12 protein-coding genes are annotated in these 16821 nt (G+C 70.5%); 11 read left to right on the top strand and 1 reads right to left on the bottom strand.

Features of this window, described 5'->3' with window-relative positions:
- The first annotated feature begins 67 nt into the window (after window positions 1-67).
- The 9 genes from ACGFZA_RS15130 to ACGFZA_RS15090 all read left to right on the top strand — a co-directional run bounded on the left by ACGFZA_RS15130 (window position 68) and on the right by ACGFZA_RS15090 (window position 13059).
- The gene (locus ACGFZA_RS15130; RefSeq protein WP_393679315.1) at window positions 68-4357 is read left to right on the top strand and encodes a discoidin domain-containing protein; all 4290 of its coding nucleotides are present in this window, start codon (window positions 68-70) and stop codon (window positions 4355-4357) included.
- Between the two features lie 214 nt (window positions 4358-4571).
- The gene (locus tag ACGFZA_RS15125; protein ID WP_393679313.1) at window positions 4572-5996 is read left to right on the top strand and encodes an extracellular solute-binding protein; all 1425 of its coding nucleotides are present in this window, start codon (window positions 4572-4574) and stop codon (window positions 5994-5996) included.
- A gap of 79 nt (window positions 5997-6075) precedes the next feature.
- Window positions 6076-7035 carry a carbohydrate ABC transporter permease gene (locus ACGFZA_RS15120; protein ID WP_385271341.1) on the top strand — a complete coding sequence of 320 codons (960 nt, stop codon included), beginning with the start codon at window positions 6076-6078 and terminating at the stop codon, window positions 7033-7035.
- A 15-nt stretch (window positions 7036-7050) separates the two neighbouring features.
- The gene (locus ACGFZA_RS15115; RefSeq protein WP_385271338.1) at window positions 7051-8010 is read left to right on the top strand and encodes a carbohydrate ABC transporter permease; all 960 of its coding nucleotides are present in this window, start codon (window positions 7051-7053) and stop codon (window positions 8008-8010) included.
- Between the two features lie 136 nt (window positions 8011-8146).
- Window positions 8147-9772, top strand: a complete 1626-nt coding sequence (locus tag ACGFZA_RS15110; protein WP_393679310.1) for a glycoside hydrolase family 13 protein — start codon at window positions 8147-8149, stop codon at window positions 9770-9772.
- 104 nt (window positions 9773-9876) lie between these two features.
- Complete coding sequence (locus tag ACGFZA_RS15105; RefSeq protein ID WP_385271332.1) at window positions 9877-10203, top strand: cupin; 327 nt, start codon at window positions 9877-9879, stop codon at window positions 10201-10203.
- Window positions 10204-10292: 89 nt separating this feature from the next.
- Window positions 10293-10919 carry a GNAT family N-acetyltransferase gene (locus ACGFZA_RS15100; RefSeq protein ID WP_393679307.1) on the top strand — a complete coding sequence of 209 codons (627 nt, stop codon included), beginning with the start codon at window positions 10293-10295 and terminating at the stop codon, window positions 10917-10919.
- Window positions 10920-11022: 103 nt separating this feature from the next.
- Window positions 11023-11895 (top strand): ABC transporter substrate-binding protein, encoded by an 873-nt coding sequence (locus tag ACGFZA_RS15095; RefSeq protein WP_385271326.1) that lies wholly within the window; start codon window positions 11023-11025, stop codon window positions 11893-11895.
- Window positions 11896-12126: 231 nt separating this feature from the next.
- A complete protein-coding gene (locus ACGFZA_RS15090; protein ID WP_393679305.1) occupies window positions 12127-13059 on the top strand; it encodes a carbohydrate kinase in 933 nt (310 codons plus the stop codon).
- A gap of 186 nt (window positions 13060-13245) precedes the next feature.
- Here ACGFZA_RS15090 and ACGFZA_RS15085 read toward each other — a convergent pair whose 3' ends face one another.
- Window positions 13246-14538: a hypothetical protein gene (locus tag ACGFZA_RS15085; protein WP_385271320.1), complete on the bottom strand. Its 1293-nt coding sequence runs from the start codon at window positions 14536-14538 to the stop codon at window positions 13246-13248.
- A gap of 167 nt (window positions 14539-14705) precedes the next feature.
- Between ACGFZA_RS15085 and ACGFZA_RS15080 the strand changes: the two genes are divergently transcribed.
- Both ACGFZA_RS15080 and ACGFZA_RS15075 read left to right on the top strand, forming a co-directional pair.
- On the top strand, window positions 14706-16610 hold the full coding sequence (locus ACGFZA_RS15080) for an acyl-CoA dehydrogenase (protein ID WP_393679302.1): 1905 nt from the start codon (window positions 14706-14708) through the stop codon (window positions 16608-16610).
- Complete coding sequence (locus ACGFZA_RS15075; protein WP_393679300.1) at window positions 16607-16783, top strand: hypothetical protein; 177 nt, start codon at window positions 16607-16609, stop codon at window positions 16781-16783. The genes ACGFZA_RS15080 and ACGFZA_RS15075 overlap by 4 nt, the downstream gene beginning before the upstream one ends.
- The last annotated feature ends 38 nt before the right edge of the window (window positions 16784-16821 follow it).

Here is a 16821-nt window from a genome sequence, read left to right as displayed (position 1 = left end):
GCCGCAGGTACGCAGACAGAGCCGCGCCTTGGTCGCGCCCTGCGCCGAGGCCGAAGATCGGGGACAGATGAGAACCCAACGCTGGAGATGGCGCGCCCTTTCCGCCGCCGTCACCACCAGCCTGCTGGTGGTCGGCTGGCCGGCGCTCAACGCGTCGGCGGCCGGCGGGCCGAACATCGCCGCAGGTCACAGGACGGCGGCGAGCAGTGCCGGCAGCGGCAGAGCTGCCGGGAACATCGCGGACGGAGACCCGTCCACCTATTGGGAAGGGGCGGGAAGCGCGCTGCCCCAATGGGTGCAGAGCGATCTGGGCAAGGTCACCCGCATCGACCGGGTCACGCTGAAACTCCCCGCGGACTGGAAGAGCCGCCGCCAGACGCTCTCGCTCCAGGGCAGCGCCGACGGCACCAGCTTCACCACACTGAAGACCTCGGCCGCCTACACCTTCGCGCCGGGCAGCTCCAACCAGGTGACCATCGACGTCCCGGCCACCCGGGCCCGGTTCGTACGGGCGGAGATCACCGCGAACACCGCGTCGAAGAACGGCCAGCTGGCCGAGCTGGAGGTTCGAGCGGCCGCCGAGTCGTCGGTGAACCTGGCGGCCGGCCGTACGCTCACGGCCAGCAGCTACACCCAGACGTACATCGCTGCCCACGCCAACGACGGCAACGCGGCCAGCTACTGGGAGAGCCGCAACGGCGAACTGCCGCAGTGGATCCAGGCCGACCTGGGGTCCTCGGTGCGGGTCGACCGTGTGGTCTTCCGGCTACCGGACGGCTGGGAGACCCGCAGCCAGACGCTGAAGATCCAGGGCAGCGCCAACGGCTCGGACTTCAGCGACCTGACGCAGCCCAAGGCGTACACCTTCAGCCCCACGGCCGGTGAGACGGCCACGATCTCCTTCGACGCCACCACCACCCGCTATGTGCGCGTGCTCGTCAGCGCCAACACCGTCCAGCCGGGCGCCCAGGTCTCCGAGCTGGAGATCTACGGACCCGAGTCGGGTGACACCCAGGCGCCGACGGCACCCACCCAACTGGCGTACACCGAACCGGCCACCGGTCAGATCAAACTGACCTGGAACGCTTCGACGGACAACACCGCCGTCACCGGCTACGACATCTACGCCGACAACGCGCTGCTCACCAGTGTGGCGGGCAACGTCACCACGTTCACCGACACCCGCCCGGCCGGCTCCACCGTGTCGTACTACGTCCGCGCCAAGGACGCGGCGGGCAACGCCTCGGCGAACAGCAACACCGTGACCAGGACCGGGAGTACCGGTGACACCCAGGCGCCGACCGCACCGGCCAACCTGAGCTTCACCGAGGCGACCGCCGGCCAGATCAAGCTGGTCTGGCAGGCGTCCACCGACAACAAGGGCGTCACCGGGTACGACATCTACGCCAACAACGTGCTGCGCAAGAGCGTGGCCGGCGATGTCACCACGTACACCGACACCCAGTCCGCCGGCACCACGGTCTCCTACACCGTCCGGGCCAAGGACGCGGCGGGCAACGTGTCGGGCGACAGCAACACCGTCACCCGCAACGGCAGCACCGGGACGGCGTCCAACCTCGCGGTCGGCAAGCCCATCACCGCCTCGTCCGTGGTCCACACGTTCGTCGCGGAGAACGCCAACGACAACAGCGTGACCACCTACTGGGAAGGCGCCGGGGGCAGCTACCCCAACACGCTGACCGTGAAGCTGGGTGCCAACGCCGACACCGAGAACGTCGTCGTCAAGCTCAACCCGGACAGCAGCTGGGGCGCCAGGACCCAGAACATCCAGGTGCTCGGCCGGGAGCAGAGTGCCTCGGCGTTCACCAGCCTGGTCGCGGCCAAGGACTACGCGTTCAGTCCGGGCAGCGGCAACACGGTGACCATTCCGGTCGGCGGCCGGGTCGCCGACGTCCAGCTGAAGTTCAACTCCAACACCGGATCGGGTGCCGGTCAGGTCGCCGAGTTCCAGGTGCTGGGCGCTCCGGCTCCCAACCCGAACCTCCAGGTCAGCTCGGTGACGGCGGCTCCCGCCGCGCCCGTCGAGTCGGACCCGGTCACGCTCACCGCGACGGTGCGCAACAGCGGTTCGGTCGCGGCGCCGGCCAGCAAGGTCGAGTTCCGGCTCGGCGGCTCCAAGGTCGCCACCGCGTCCGTGGGCGCGCTGGCGGGCGGGGCCTCCACCCAGGTCAGTGCCGACATCGGCGCGCGCGACGCGGGCACGTACGCGCTGAGCGCGGTCGCCGACCCGGGAGGCGAGGTCATCGAGCAGAACGAGACCGACAACACCTACACCAGCGCGGCCGGCCTGGTCGTGAAGCCGGTCGCCAGCTCGGACCTGGTCTCGACCGGCGTCAGCACTTCCCCCTCGGCACCGTCGGCCGGGCAGAACGTCGCCTTCTCGGTCGCCATCAAGAACCAGGGTTCGGTGGCCTCCGCCGGCGGCGGCCATGCCGTCACGCTGACCCTGCTCGACTCCAAGGGTGCCACGGTGAAGACCCTCACGGGCACCTACACCGGGGCGATAGCCGCGGGCGCGACCGGCGCCCCGGTGAACCTGGGCAGCTGGACCGCGGTCAACGGCTCGTACTCCGTGAAGACGGTGATCGCGGACGACACCAACGAACTCCCGGTGAAGCGCGCGAACAACACCGCCACCAGCTCCCTCTTCGTCGGACGCGGCGCCAACATGCCGTACGACATGTACGAGGCGGAGGACGGGGTCACCGGTGGCGGCGCGCAGGTCGTCGGCCCGAACAGGACCGTCGGCGACGTCGCGGGCGAGGCGTCCGGCCGTAAGGCCGTCACCCTCAACAGCACTGGCAACTACGTCGAGTTCACCACCAGGGCGAGCACCAACTCCCTGGTGACCCGCTTCTCCATCCCGGATTCCGCGGGCGGCGGCGGCATCGACTCCAAGCTGAACGTCTACGTGGACGGCACCTTCCTCAAGGCGATCGACCTCACCTCGAAGTACGCGTGGCTGTACGGCGCCGAGACCGGACCGGGCAACTCCCCGGGGTCGGGCTCGCCGCGGCACATCTACGACGAGGCGAACATGCTGCTGGGCAAGACCGTCCCGGCCGGCAGCAAGATCCGGCTCCAGAAGGACGCCGCGAACACCAGCACGTACGCGATCGACTTCATCAGCCTGGAGCAGGCGACCCAGATCCCGAACCCGGACCCGGCCGCCTACACCGTTCCCGCCGGGTTCACCCACCAGGACGTCCAGAACGCCCTGGACAAGGTCCGGATGGACACCACGGGCAAGCTGGTCGGCGTCTACCTGCCGGCCGGTGACTACCAGACCGCGAGCAAGTTCCAGGTCTACGGCAAGGCCGTCAAGGTCGTCGGCGCGGGTCCCTGGTACACCAGGTTCTACGCACCCTCCGGCCAGGAGAACACGGACAACGGCTTCCGTGCCGAGGCCAGCGCCAAGGGCTCGTCGTTCGCGAACTTCGCGTACTTCGGGAACTACACCTCGCGCATCGACGGCCCGGGCAAGGTGTTCGACTTCTCCAACGTCTCGGATATCGTGATCGACAACGTCTGGAACGAGCACCAGGTGTGCCTCTACTGGGGGGCCAACACCGACAGCATCACCATCAAGAACTCCCGCATCCGGAACACGTTCGCCGACGGCATCAACATGACCAACGGTTCGACGGACAACCACGTTCTCAACAACGAGTCCCGGGCCACCGGCGACGACAGCTTCGCGCTGTTCTCGGCGATCGACTCCGGCGGCGCGGACATGAAGAACAACGTCTACGAGAACCTCACCTCCCTGCTGACCTGGCGGGCCGCGGGTGTCGCCGTCTACGGCGGGTACAACAACACCTTCCGCAACATCCTCATCGCGGACACCCTGGTCTACTCCGGCATCACGGTCAGCTCGCTGGACTTCGGCTACCCGATGAACGGCTTCGGGACCGATCCGACCACGGTCGAGAACGTCTCGGTGCTCCGCTCCGGCGGGCATTTCTGGGGGTCGCAGACTTTCCCCGGCATCTGGCTGTTCTCCGCCTCCAAGGTCTTCCAGGGCATCCGGATCAACCACGTGGACATCGTCGACCCGACGTACAGCGGCATCATGTTCCAGACCAACTACGTAGGAGGACAGCCCCAGTTCCCCATCAAGGACACGATCCTGACCGACATCTCGATCTCCGGCGCGCGCAAGAGCGGCGACGCCTACGACGCCAAGTCCGGCTTCGGACTGTGGGCCAACGAGATGCCCGAGGCCGGCCAGGGGCCCGCCGTCGGTGAGGTCACGTTCAACGGCCTGAAGCTGAGCGGCAACGCCCTGGACGTGAGGAACACGACGTCCACCATGAAGATCAACATCAACCCGTAGTCCGCACCGCATCCAAGGGCGCCGTCCGGTACGCCGGACGGCGCTCCGTGCTGTGCGCACGCTGGTGGCCGCACGCCGCGTGCGCAGTGCTGTCAAACTTTTACGAAAACTGCGCGAGATATTGCGTTCACATGTCGGCGCTGGTTGAGTGTGCCTCGCCCCGGCAGAGAGTCGGCCGAGGGCCATCCACGCTCATGCCCAAAGGGGACCATCGATGAGAAGTGCTGGGTTGCGCCGCACACGCCGTATCAGCCGTGCCTCCGCGGCTGCCCTTGTCACCGCACTTGCCCTGACCTCGCTCGCCTCCTGCGGCACGAGCAGCAGCAAGGACGAGGACTCGAACAGTGCGTCCAAGGGATCGTCCGACCCTTCCGCCCCGCTCGACCCGAAGGCGAAGGTGACGATCTCGATCGACTGCATGCCGCCGGCGGCCAAGGCCGCGGAACTGCGCGAGTGGAACGAGGACATCAAGACGTTCAACAAGACCTACCCGAACGTCAAGATCAACGGGAAGTCCACCCCCGGACAGTGCAACGAGCCGCCCCGCTTCACCGCCATGCTGAAGGGGAAGTCGCAACCCGACGTCTTCTACGCGTACTTCAGCGACCTCCAGCAGGTGCTGGACAACGATGGTGCCGAGGACATCTCCGCGTACGTCACGGACAAGACCGTGCCCGCGCTCAAGGACATACAGCCCCAGGTCGTCGACGTGGCGCGCAAGGACGGCAAGCTCTACGGCCTGCCGACCAGCAACTACACCATGGGTCTGATGATCAACCGGAAGCTGTTCACCCAGGCCGGTCTCGACCCGAACAAGCCGCCGGCCAGCTGGGACGAGGTCCGCACCGCGGCCAAGAAGATCGCGGGCCTGGGCAAGGGCATCTCCGGCTACGGCGAGTACAGCGCCGGCAACAACGGCGGCTGGCACTTCGCCGCCACCCAGTTCGGCCTCGGCGGTGACGTCGTCGACGCGTCCGGCAAGAAGGCGGCCTTCAACGACGCCACCGGCAAGCAGGTCCTCCAGCAGCTGCACGACATGCGCTGGGAGGACGACAGCATGGGCAAGACCCAGCTGCTGAAATGGGGCGACCTCCAGAAGCAGATCGCCAGCGACAAGCTCGGCATGTTCCTCGCCGCCCCCGACGACATCGCCTACATGGTGCAGCAGCTCGGCGCCTCGTACGAGACCTTCGGCCTGGGCCCGATCCCCGGCGCCAAGGGCACCCTCTTCGGCGGCAACAACTACCTGATCAAGAAGGGCAGCTCGCCGGACCAGATCAAGGCCGCCGTCGCCTGGCTGAACTTCAAGAACCTCTCGCCGGGCAAGGGACAGTTCGACTGGGCCCGCACCAAGGCCGACAAGCTGCCCGTCGGGCTTCCGCAGCCGAACTTCTTCCTGGGTGACAGCAAGGCCAAGGACGACGCGTCGCGCACCACCAACGCGTCGATGCCCATCGAGAACTTCAAGGCGTTCATGGACAACCCCGTCCAGGGCAAGGCCGAACCGCCGAAGGCGCAGGAGATCTACAAGATCCTCGACAACGCCATGTCCGGCGTGCTGACCAACAAGGACGCGGACATCGACAAGCTGCTCTCCACCGCCGAGCAGCAGGTCAACCAGGTCCTCGCGAACCAGTAACGGACGCGCGGGACCGGGTCACGCGGACCCGGTCCCGCATTCCGCCCCCCTGAGTTCACCTGCACCGAGGAGACACACCATGTCGGCCCCTACCCTGTCCTCCCACAAGGCGCCCCTGCCTCGTCCGGGACATCCAGGCCCCGTCCGCCGGAACTCCGCCCGCGAGGAGTTCCTGCGCACCGTGCGCCGCAACATCTCCGCGCACGGCTTCCTGATCGGAGCGGTGCTCTGCTTCTCGCTCTTCTCCTGGTATCCGATGGTCAGGGAATTCGTTCTGGCCTTCCAGAAGACCGAGGACGGCAAGACCACCTGGGCCGGCTGGTCCAACCTGACCTACGTCTTCAACGACCCGGCTTTCTGGCAGGCCTGGCGCAACACCCTGCTGTTCACGGTGCTCGCGCTGCTGCTCGGCTTCGTAGTCCCGTTCGTGGTCGCCGTCGTGCTCAACGAGTTCCGGCACGGGCAGGGCTACCTGCGGCTGCTGGTCTACCTCCCCGTGATGCTGCCGCCGGTCGCCTCCGTCCTGCTCTTCAAGTACTTCTACGACCCCGGATACGGACTCTTCAACCGCATCCTGGACATCTTCCATCTGCCCGCCCAGCAGTGGCTCCAGGACACCGACACCGCCATGCTCTCCGTCGTCATCGCGGCGACCTGGATGAACATGGGCGGCGCCACCCTGATCTACCTGGCCGCACTGCAGGGCATCCCCGGAGAGCTGTACGAGGCCGCGGAACTGGATGGCGCCGGGCTCCTGCGCAAGGTCTGGCACGTCACCATCCCGCAGACCCGGCTCATCCTCTCCCTGCTCCTGCTCATGCAGGTCATCGCCACGATGCAGGTCTTCACCGAGCCGTTCCTGCTCACCAACGGAGCCGGCCCGGAGGGCTCCACCACCACCGTCGTCTACCTCATCTACCAATACGCCTTCAACTTCAACAACTACGGCAGCGCGGCGGCACTCGGCCTCGTCCTGCTCGTCGTCCTCGCGGGATTCTCCGCGGTGTACGTACGACTGAGCCGCAGCAGCGAAGACTAGGACGGGAGCACGACCATGGCATCGAACACGCTTGTCTCCCGGCGCGGGAGCGACGTACGCAAGACCGGCCGGCGCAGGGCGGCACGTCCCGCCGACCTCGGACGCCAGCGGACCCTGATCTCACCGGCCCAGCTCGGCAGGCCCCGCGGCAAGGCCTTCTACTGGATCGTCTTCACCCTCGTGATCATCCTGTTCACGGTGGTCTTCCTCGGGCCGCTGTACTGGATGGTCACCGGTGGCCTCAAGACCACCCAGGAGGCGGTGCAGAGCCCGCCCACGGCCTTCCCCAGCTCCCTCCACACCGAGAACTACAGCCAGGCCTGGACCGTGATGGACCTGTCCAAGCTGCTGTTCAACACCCTGTACTACGCCTTCGGGGCGCTCGCGTTCCAGCTCGTCTTCGACGTCGCGGCCGCGTACTCGCTGTCCAAGCTGCGGCCGGTGTTCGGCAAGGTCATCCTCGGGATGATGCTGGCCACCCTGATGATCCCGGCCACCGTGCTGGTCGTGCCCCAGTACCTCACCGTCCTGGACGTCCCGGTCTTCCAGCGCAATCTGGTCAACTCGCCCTGGGTGATCTGGCTCCCGTCGGTCACCAACGCCTTCAACATCTTCCTGCTGAAGCGGTTCTTCGACTCCATCCCGCGCGAACTCCTCGATGCCGCCGCCATCGACGGCGCGTCGCCCCTGCGCACCCTCCGGTCGATCGTCCTGCCGATCTCCCGGCCGATCCTCGGCGTCGTCTCCATCTTCGCCGTCGTCGGAGTGTGGAAGGACTTCCTCTGGCCGATGCTCACCCTGCCCGACCCGGGCAAGCAGACCCTGAACGTGGGCATCTACTCGCTGGCCAGCGGCGTACCCGAGAACGTGCTCATCGCCGCTCTCACCATCGCGTCGATCCCGACGCTGCTCATCTTCCTGCTCTTCCAGCGCAACATCATGGGCGGTCTCACCGCCGGCGGCCTCAAGGGGTAGACCCCTCCGGGACCGCGCCCGCCCGGCCGGAGTCCCGACCCGCCGCCTTCCCCTCAGCACTCCGCCGCCGGCCCTCCCGTCCTGCCCCGCTCACCGGGCCGGCGGCGGAGTACCACCTGCCCGAAAGGAACGTCACGTGGCAGCCAACCGTCCGTCCGAGGCCACCGCGAACTGGTGGCGAGACGCCGCCATCTACCAGATCTACGTACGCAGCTTCGCCGATGGCGACGGTGACGGCACCGGCGACCTCGCGGGGGTCCGGGCCAAGCTGCCCTACCTCGTCGAACTGGGCGTGAACGCACTCTGGTTCACCCCCTGGTACCTCTCGCCGCTCGCCGACGGCGGCTACGACGTGGCCGACTACCGCACCATCGATCCCGCGTTCGGCACCCTCGCCGAGGCCGAGAAGCTGATCGCCGAGGCCCGCGAACTGGGCATCCGCACCATCATCGACATCGTGCCCAACCACGTGTCCGACCAGCACGCGTGGTTCCGGGCCGCCCTCGAAGCCGGCTCCGGCAGCCCCGAGCGCGACCTCTTCCACTTCCGTACCGGCCGCGGCGACGACGGCGAGATCCCGCCCAACGACTGGGTCTCCGAATTCGGGGGCACGCCCTGGACCAGGCTGGACGACGGGGAGTGGTACCTCCATCTCTTCGCCACCGAGCAGCCCGACCTCAACTGGGCGCACCCGGCGGTCCGCCAGGAACACGAGGACGTACTGCGCTTCTGGTTCGAGCGCGGGGTGGCGGGCGTACGGATCGATTCGGCGGCCCTGCTCGCCAAGGACCCGGCCCTGCCCGACTTCGTCCGGGGCAGCGACCCGCACCCCTTCGTCGACCGCGACGAACTGCACGACATCTACCGCTCCTGGCGCGCCATAGCCGACGAGTTCGGCGGCGTCTTCGTCGGCGAGGTATGGCTCCCGGACAGCGAGCGCTTCGCCCGGTACCTGCGGGCCGACGAACTGCACACCGCCTTCAACTTCAACTTCCTCGCCTGCCCCTGGGACGCCGCGCTGCTGCGGACCGCGATCGACGACACGCTCGCCGAGCACGCCTCGGTCGGCGCACCGGCCACCTGGGTCCTGTGCAACCACGACGTGACCCGCACCGTCACCCGTTACGGCCGCAAGGAGACCGGGTTCGACTTCGCCGCGAAGACCTTCGGCACCCCCACGGACCTCGCCCTCGGCACCCGGCGCGCCCGCGCGGCCGCACTCCTCTCGCTGGCCCTGCCCGGCGCGGCCTACCTCTACCAGGGCGAGGAACTCGGACTGCCGGAGGCCGACATCCCGCTGGACCGCATCCAGGACCCGATGCACTTCCGCAAGGGCGGCACCGACCCGGGACGCGACGGCTGCCGGGTACCACTGCCCTGGTCGGCGCAGGAGCCGTACGCCGGATTCGGCGCCACCACCGCCCCCTGGCTCCCGCAGCCGGCCGGCTGGGCCGCGTACGCGGCCGACCTCCAGGCCGACGACCCCGAGTCGATGCTCAGCCTGTACCGCGAGGCGCTGCGGCTGCGGCGGACCGAACCGGGGTTCGACACGGCGGGTGAGCCCGGGATACACCGGCTGACCTGGCTGGACGCGGGGCCGGGAGTGCTCGTCTTCGCCCGGACCGAAGGTCTCCTCTGCGTGGTCAATCTGGCCCCCGAGGCCGCCGGACTGCCCGCGCACACCGAGGTCCTCCTGGCCAGTGGCCCACTCGACCCTGCGGGGAGGCTGCCGCAGGACACCGCGGTCTGGCTGCGGGCCTGACGGTCCGGCCGAAGACCCACCTGCCGACGGACCCGGCCGTGTACGGCGCACGGCCGGGTCCGGCAGGATCGCGGGGGAGCGGGGGCTGCGGCAGAGTGGGGCATATGGACGCTCCGAACGATCTGAATGCCCTGGCCGACGAACACCTGGCCGCGGCCCGTACCTCCCCGCACGGCCGCAGTGCCCACCTCCTGCTCCACGAGGACCCGCTGCGCCAGACCGTCATCGCGCTGGCCTCGGGCCGCGCCCTCGACGAGCACAACGCACCGCCCGCGGCCTCCCTCCAGGTACTGCGCGGCTCGGTGCGGCTCACGGCCGCGTCCGGTGACGTGGAACTGGCCGCCGGACTCCTGCATCCCATCCCCCAGGAGCGGCACGGGCTGCTCGCGCTGGAGGACGCCGTGGTGCTGCTGACCGCGGTCAACGACTGACGGCCGCCGCCGGTCCGGCCCGCACCGGCCGTCGCGCGATCTCCCCGAACCTCTTGTGGGAGCGCTCTCACGTTCGGCAGGATGAGGCGGTGACCCTCCTCCCCGGCCCACGGGCCTACCGATCCGACGACCGCGCCGCCCTCGCCGACATCTGCGTGAGGACGGCCGACAACGGCGGCGACTCCCGGCACCTGTACCCGGACCCGGAACTGATGCCGTCGATCTTCGCCGCGCCGTACGCGTACCTCGAACCCGACCTGGCCTTCGTCATCGACGACGGCACGGGCCGGGCGGTCGGCTACATCCTCGGGACGGCCGACACGCCCCGCTTCGTGACGGAGTTCCGCACGCGCTGGCTGCCCCTCGTCGAGGACCGGTACCCGCGGCCGGACGGTGAGGCGCAGAGCCCCAGCGACGAGATGATCGGCCTCCTGCACAACCCGGAGCGGATGGTCCTGCCCGAACTCGCGGACCACCCGGCCCACTTGCACATCGACCTGCTGCCCGACTGGCAGCGCAAGGGGTACGGGAGGGAGCTGATGCGCACGTTCCTCGCTGCCCTGAACGCCAAGGGTGTCAAGGGCGTTCACCTGTCCATGCTCACGGCGAACACCCCGGCCAGGGCCTTCTACGACCGGCTCGGCTTCGCCGAGGTCGAGGTCCCGGACCCGGGCCCGGTCAGCTACCTGGTGCGCTCCACGGCGGCGGACCTGTAGTCCGTCCCAGGTGCCGCGGGTGCCACGGGGTTTCGCTGGGCAGGTAGTCCTGGACGAGCCCCCCCCGACGGGGGCGGGCATGGCGTGGCGAGAGGCGTGTGACGTGAGCGAGCAGACCGTGTGGCAGTTCTCCGACGACCGTGGGCAGGTGGCGACGGCCGGGCGGCGCCCGGCCCGGGTACTCGCCTACGTCCAGGCCGGTGCGACCTTATGGGACCACGGCATCCGCCCGAGCGGGATATTCGGCTCGGGGCACGACGACCCCGCCGTGCCGGACGCGGCGAAGACGGGATCGCTGCCCCTGGCCGACATCGCCTACGCCGGAGCCGGCACCACGCTGGACGTGGACGCGCTGCTGAGCGGAGAACCGGACCTCGTGGTCGCCGTCAGCTACGGCGGCGGCCAGGTCTACGGCCTCGATCCGGAAACGGCCAAGCACCTGGAGGGGCACGTCCCGGTCGTCGTCATCGACGTGGGCCAGGCGCGCACCCTCGCCGAGATCGGTGACCGGTTCGCCGAGCTGGCACGCTCGCTCGGCGCCGAGGAGCCCGCGGCGGCCACGCAGGAGCTGGACGCGGCCCGGGCACGGCTGCGCGCACTCACCGCGGGGCCGGACAGGGCGCGGGTCCTCGCGCTGTCCCCGGCCGGCCAGGAGCAGGCGCACCTGGCCCGCCCCCGCATGTGGCCCGAGCTGCGGGTGCTCGCCGAACTCGGCGTCGGTCTGGTGGAACCCGCCGAGGGGCCCGGCGCCAACTGGTCGACGGTCGGCTGGGGGCAGGCCGCCGCGCTGCGTCCGGCCGTCGTGCTCGCCGACATCCGGGCCAACGCCACTCCGCTCGGCGAGCTCCGGACCAACGAGCACTGGGCGTCGGTCGAGCGCTCCGCGCGGATCGTGCCCTGGAACCCCGAGCCGGTGTGCAGCGCGCACGCCCACGCGCGGTTCCTGGCGCTCGTGGCCGACGCGCTGGAGGCGTAACCGAGGATGCGGGGCGCACCCGGGCCGGCCTCGCCGTTCACAGCGCCGGGCCCTGCGCGGCCGTGCACGCTCGCGCGGGCCGCCCCGCTGGACCTCGACGCGATCGCGGGCGCTCCGCCCCCGCTGCGGACCCGAGCGCTCCGGACACGGCAGGATCGGGCTCAACGCGTTCGCGGGCGGTGACCTCTGCCCGGACGCCCACGCCACCGCACAACAGGAGACCCCACCTTCATGCTCGACAGATTCGACCTGCTGGTCATCGGCGAATGCGTCGCCGACATCGTCCGGTCGCCGGACGCGGCCGACCGGGTCCACCCGGGAGGCAGCCCGGCCAATGTCGCGTACGGCCTGGCCAGGCTCGGACACGGTGCGACGCTGCTCACCCAGCTCGGGGCGGACGAGAACGGGCGGCTGATCCGCGACCACCTGACCGGAGCCGGGGTCGACGTCCGCACGGACGGCTCCGCCGCCCCCACCCCGTCCGCCGTCGTGGCCCTGGACGGCATCGGCCGGGCCGCGTACACCTTCGAGATCACCTGGACGCTCGGCGCGGTCTCGCTGGACAGGGCGCCGCAGCACCTCCACACCGGGTCGATCGCGGCGGTGATGGAGCCGGGTGCGGCCACCGTCGTCGCGGCCGTCGAATCGCTGCGGACGGGGGCGACCGTCAGCTACGACCCCAATGTGCGGCCGGCGCTGATGGGGGACCACGAGGCCGCCGTGCGCAGAGCCGAGCGCTGTGTCGCCCTCAGCGACGTGGTCAAGGCCAGCGACGAGGACCTGGAGTGGCTGTATCCGGGCCAGGACCCGGTGAAGGCCGCCGAGCGGTGGCTCGCCACCGGCCCGGCCGTCGTCCTCGTCACCCGGGGCGGGGACGGAGCATGTGCGGTCCTGCCCGGGGGGCCGGTGACCGTCGATGCGCTCCCGGTCGAGGTCGTCGACACGGTGGGGGCGGGTGACGCGTTCATGTCCGGCACCCTGCACGCACTCGCGGCACACGGACTGCTCGGCGCCTCCGGCCGGGAACGACTGCGCGCGGTGGACCGGGCCACGATGAGGGACGTCCTGCGGCACGCGGCTGCGTCGGCGGCGGTCACCGTCGGCCGGGCGGGCGCCAACCCGCCCGACGGGACCGAACTGGACGCGGCACTGAGCCGGATGTGAACCGGGCGGTGCCCCCGTCACCCCCCACGGGAACGGCGGCACCGCCCTCGTACCGACGAGGAGATGCTGGAGCGGTGGCTCCGGAGATGCTGCCCATTCCTCACCGCCCAGCCGTCACCGGCACGGCACTGTTGTACCCGCCGTCCGTTACTCGGGCGTTACAGGGCCGCCCCGCCGCCACAGCCCTCAGGCCGGTGACGCCAGATGCGGTGTGCTGTCGTCGTCGAGGAACTCGACCACGGCCAGGGCGAACAGGGCGCACAGGGCGATCCACACCGTGACGAGGCCCGTCGGCCGGTCCCACGCCACCAGCACCGCGACGGCCACCACGACGACCGTCCAGTTCAGCGGCCGCCTGGCCCGGTGCACCCACCGGCCGACCGGACCGCCGGTGACTCCGGCCGCATCCCGTACGGCTCCGATGCCACCGCTCCACATCGCCTTGACCCGGGTCGCGGCGCGGCCCTCGCCGGTGAGCCAGGCGGCGAGCGCCACCACGACGCCGACGGTCACCACCAGCCGGACCCCGGCACGCAGATAGCCGGCCAGGGCGTCGAAGACCGAGCCTGCCGCCGGCTGCGAGACGTCCCCCGGAAGGCTGTCGAGATAGAAGGCGCGTCCGGCCCACAGACCGATCCCGAGCAGTGCGGCACCCGCCGCGACCGCGAGCGCCGCGGTGACCAGGGCCCGCCGGCGTCGAACCGCGAGCAGCACCCCGCCCGCCGCCACCACCACAGTGACCACGGGAAGCCAGAATCCGAGGAGTTCGAGCGCCCGGAAACCCCGCTTGGCCTTGCCGACCGAGTCGGAGGTCAGGATCGTGAAGTCGGTGTGGATCTCCGGGATCTTCCCGGCGACCGCCAGGCCGCGGTCGACGAGGCGCTGCTTCACCCGGTCGATGACCGGGGCGAGGTCCAGGGTGACGGTGTCGTCGGTCAGCTTCACCGCGCCGCCGCCCTCGCCGGTCAGCGCCTTCACGACGGAGGCGTGGGCGGACCTGTTGAGGTTGCTCCACACCCGCTCGAACTCGTCGCTGGTCACGAACCTCTCCACGGCCCCGTGGACGAAGTTCGTGACGCCCGCGGTGAGCGGATCGCCGAGCCTGCGCAGCGCCTTGTCCACCACGGGCCGGTCGGCCGGAGCGACGTCCGCGAGCAGCGCGTCGATGTCCAGATGGGCCATGACGGCATCGGTGACGCGGGTGGTCACCGCCGCCTGCACATCGGGATCGGAGGCCAGCGGCTCCATCATCCCCACATAGCGGTCCGTGTCCCCGGCGACGTCGCTCGCCCAGCTCGACACGATGCTCAACGGGGTGAGCACAGCCGCCACCAGGATCAACAGGGCAGCGAAGAAGGAGCGCAGGCGCGGCCGGGAGCGGGCGGGGGCCTGGATCTCCAGCTGCGCCACCCGGGCGCGCAGGGCTTCCAGTTCGGCGTGCTCGTCCGGTGCGGGCGACTGACCGGGGTGGCGTTCCATGAACCAAGGGGATGTCCTGGTCGGCCGCACAGCGCGGCGGGTTGCTGCATACGGGTGACGGGCGGTCGCCGGGGCAGTGGAGCCGGTGACGCGGCCGGGCAGGGGAGAATCGATTTTGGGCGCCGGTTATGGGGTGTCCTGGACGTTTTCTGATCGTTCCCGCTTGTATGACCACCATTCTCAACAGCGCCGGCCCCTCGGGAGCCGGAACCCGGCCGTTCTCCGGCCTGCTCTCCACCGTGCTCCTCGGTCCGGACGCCCGCCGCGAGCACGGGTTCTGGCGTCGGCTCGTCGCCACCGAGCCGTTCCGCCGCCCCGTCAGCCCCGCTTCCGGCCCCACCTCCGACGAGCGGCTCGCCCTCGCCCACGCGCGGCTTCGCGCGCTCAACGGCGCACTGGACAGCGCCGCCCGCCCGGCCGCCGACCCACGCGCCCTGGCCGCTCTGCACGAATGGCTCGCCCCGGTGGACCCGGCGCTCGCCACGGTCGCGGGCATCCACTACAACCTCTTCCTCGGCAGCCTCCTCGACCACGACGCCGACAGCCCACGCGATCTGTCGGACTATCTCCAGCTGCGGCGGATCGGCACCTTCCTCTGCACGGAGGTGGCCCACGGCAATGACGCGGCCGCCGTCGAGACGACCGCCACCTACGATCCCAGCCGGGACGGGTTCGTGCTGCACACCCCGCACGCAGGCGCCCAGAAGTTCATGCCCAACACCAGCCCGGCCGGCGGCCCCAAGTCGGGACTCGTCGCCGCCCGGCTGCTCGTCGACGGCGTGGACCAGGGGGTCTTCCTGCTGCTGGTGCCGCTCACGGACGCCTCCCGGGCCCTGCCCGGGATCCGGGTGCGCCGGCTCCCCGCACGGATGGGCAGTCCGGTCGACCACTGCCTGACCTCCTTCGACCAGGTCTTCGTGGACCGCGGGGCGCTGCTCGGCGGCGCCCAGGGGCGGGTCGGCGGCGACGGGGTGTTCCGCAGCGACACCGAGGGGCGCCGACGACGCTTCCTCGCTTCGATCGGACGGGTCACCACGGGCCGGATCTGTATGAGCGCCAGTGCGGTGGGCTCGGCCCGCGTCACGCTGGCCATCGCCGTCCGCTACGGGGGCCACCGCTTCGTCTCGGGGAGCCGCTCGGCGCCGCCGGTGCCGGTGATCGCCCACCGCAGCCACCACGGCCCGCTCGCCGAGGCCATGGCCGCCGTCTTCGCGATGAGCCTGCTGCACCGGCGCGTCCTGGACCGCTGGGAACGGGCTGCGGCGCGGCCTCCCGCGGAGCGGGAGACCGCCGAGCGGCTGGTCGACATCGCCAAGGGATGGATCACCTGGCAGGCCCGGTCGGTGATCGTCGAGTGCCGGGAGCGGTGCGGTGCCCAGGGGCTGCTGGAGAACAACGGGATGACCGAACTCGTCACCGGGATCGAGGGCGCCATCACCGCCGAGGGCGACAACCTGGCCATCCACTCCCGGGCGGCCGCCGGACTGCTCTTCGACGCGGCACGGGCGACAGCGCAGGAGGAACCGGCCGCAGGTCGGGCGAGCGGTGACCTCACCGATCTGCGGTTCCTCGTCCGGCTCCTGGCTCTGGTGGAGCGGATCTGGTTCGACCGGGCGGCCGCACGGATGGCACGGGTGCCGCACGGCGGCCCGCTGGAGCGCTGGAACGCGGCCTCCGGGCCCGCACTGCGGGGGGTCGAGGCCCATGCGGTCCGGCAGGCGGCCCTCGCGTACGAGAGCGCGCTCGCGGCTCTGCCTCCCGGTGAGGACCGCGAGCGTCTTGACGAACTGGCCCGGCTGTTCGCGCTGCGCCGGGTCGCGCGCCACAGCGGGGACCTGCTGGCCGCCGGCCACCTGACCGCCGGCCAGGTCGACGGGCTGACCGACGCCGTCGAGCGGCTCGTCGCCGCCGTGAGCGGTCATCTGCCGGAACTGGCCGAGTCCTTCGCGCTGCCCGGGGAACTGCTCGCCGACTGGCCCATCGCGGGAGCCCGCTATACGGACGCGTACGACGACCCGGGCGCGTCCTGGCACACGGCCCCGGCCGGAGAACCCGCCGGGGGCCAGCGATGACGGGCACACCGCGAGAGGAGACCGCCGTGCTGCCGCGCCGGGCGGCGGACACGGTGCGCGGTCTGGGCGTCCGGTTCGTCCTGCTGGCCTTCTGGGGGACCCCGGCCGTGCTCTCACGGTGGTGCGGGGGAGAGCGCGGCCACGCAGGCGAATCGGTTCGCCGCAAGGTGTAGCCGGAGAGGCGCTGCGCGGTCGCGCCGGCGCCGGGGCG

This window comes from Streptomyces sp. NPDC048211 (genome assembly GCF_043202315.1).
In the GTDB taxonomy this organism is placed as follows: domain Bacteria; phylum Actinomycetota; class Actinomycetes; order Streptomycetales; family Streptomycetaceae; genus Streptomyces.
The sequence above is the reverse complement of the archived record's forward strand: the minus strand, read 5'-3'. Positions and strand labels throughout refer to the sequence as shown.

Excerpts from the sequence above, each read along its gene's own strand:
- ACGFZA_RS15115 (WP_385271338.1), top strand. The coding sequence starts at position 7,051 with ATGGCATCGAACACGCTTGTCTCCCGGCGCGGGAGCGACGTACGCAAG.
- ACGFZA_RS15080 (WP_393679302.1), top strand. The coding sequence starts at position 14,706 with ATGACCACCATTCTCAACAGCGCCGGCCCCTCGGGAGCCGGAACCCGG.
- ACGFZA_RS15090 (WP_393679305.1), top strand. The coding sequence starts at position 12,127 with ATGCTCGACAGATTCGACCTGCTGGTCATCGGCGAATGCGTCGCCGAC.
- ACGFZA_RS15085 (WP_385271320.1), bottom strand. The coding sequence starts at position 14,538 with ATGGAACGCCACCCCGGTCAGTCGCCCGCACCGGACGAGCACGCCGAA.
- ACGFZA_RS15120 (WP_385271341.1), top strand. The coding sequence starts at position 6,076 with ATGTCGGCCCCTACCCTGTCCTCCCACAAGGCGCCCCTGCCTCGTCCG.
- ACGFZA_RS15130 (WP_393679315.1), top strand. The coding sequence starts at position 68 with ATGAGAACCCAACGCTGGAGATGGCGCGCCCTTTCCGCCGCCGTCACC.
- ACGFZA_RS15125 (WP_393679313.1), top strand. The coding sequence starts at position 4,572 with ATGAGAAGTGCTGGGTTGCGCCGCACACGCCGTATCAGCCGTGCCTCC.
- ACGFZA_RS15105 (WP_385271332.1), top strand. The coding sequence starts at position 9,877 with ATGGACGCTCCGAACGATCTGAATGCCCTGGCCGACGAACACCTGGCC.
- ACGFZA_RS15075 (WP_393679300.1), top strand. The coding sequence starts at position 16,607 with ATGACGGGCACACCGCGAGAGGAGACCGCCGTGCTGCCGCGCCGGGCG.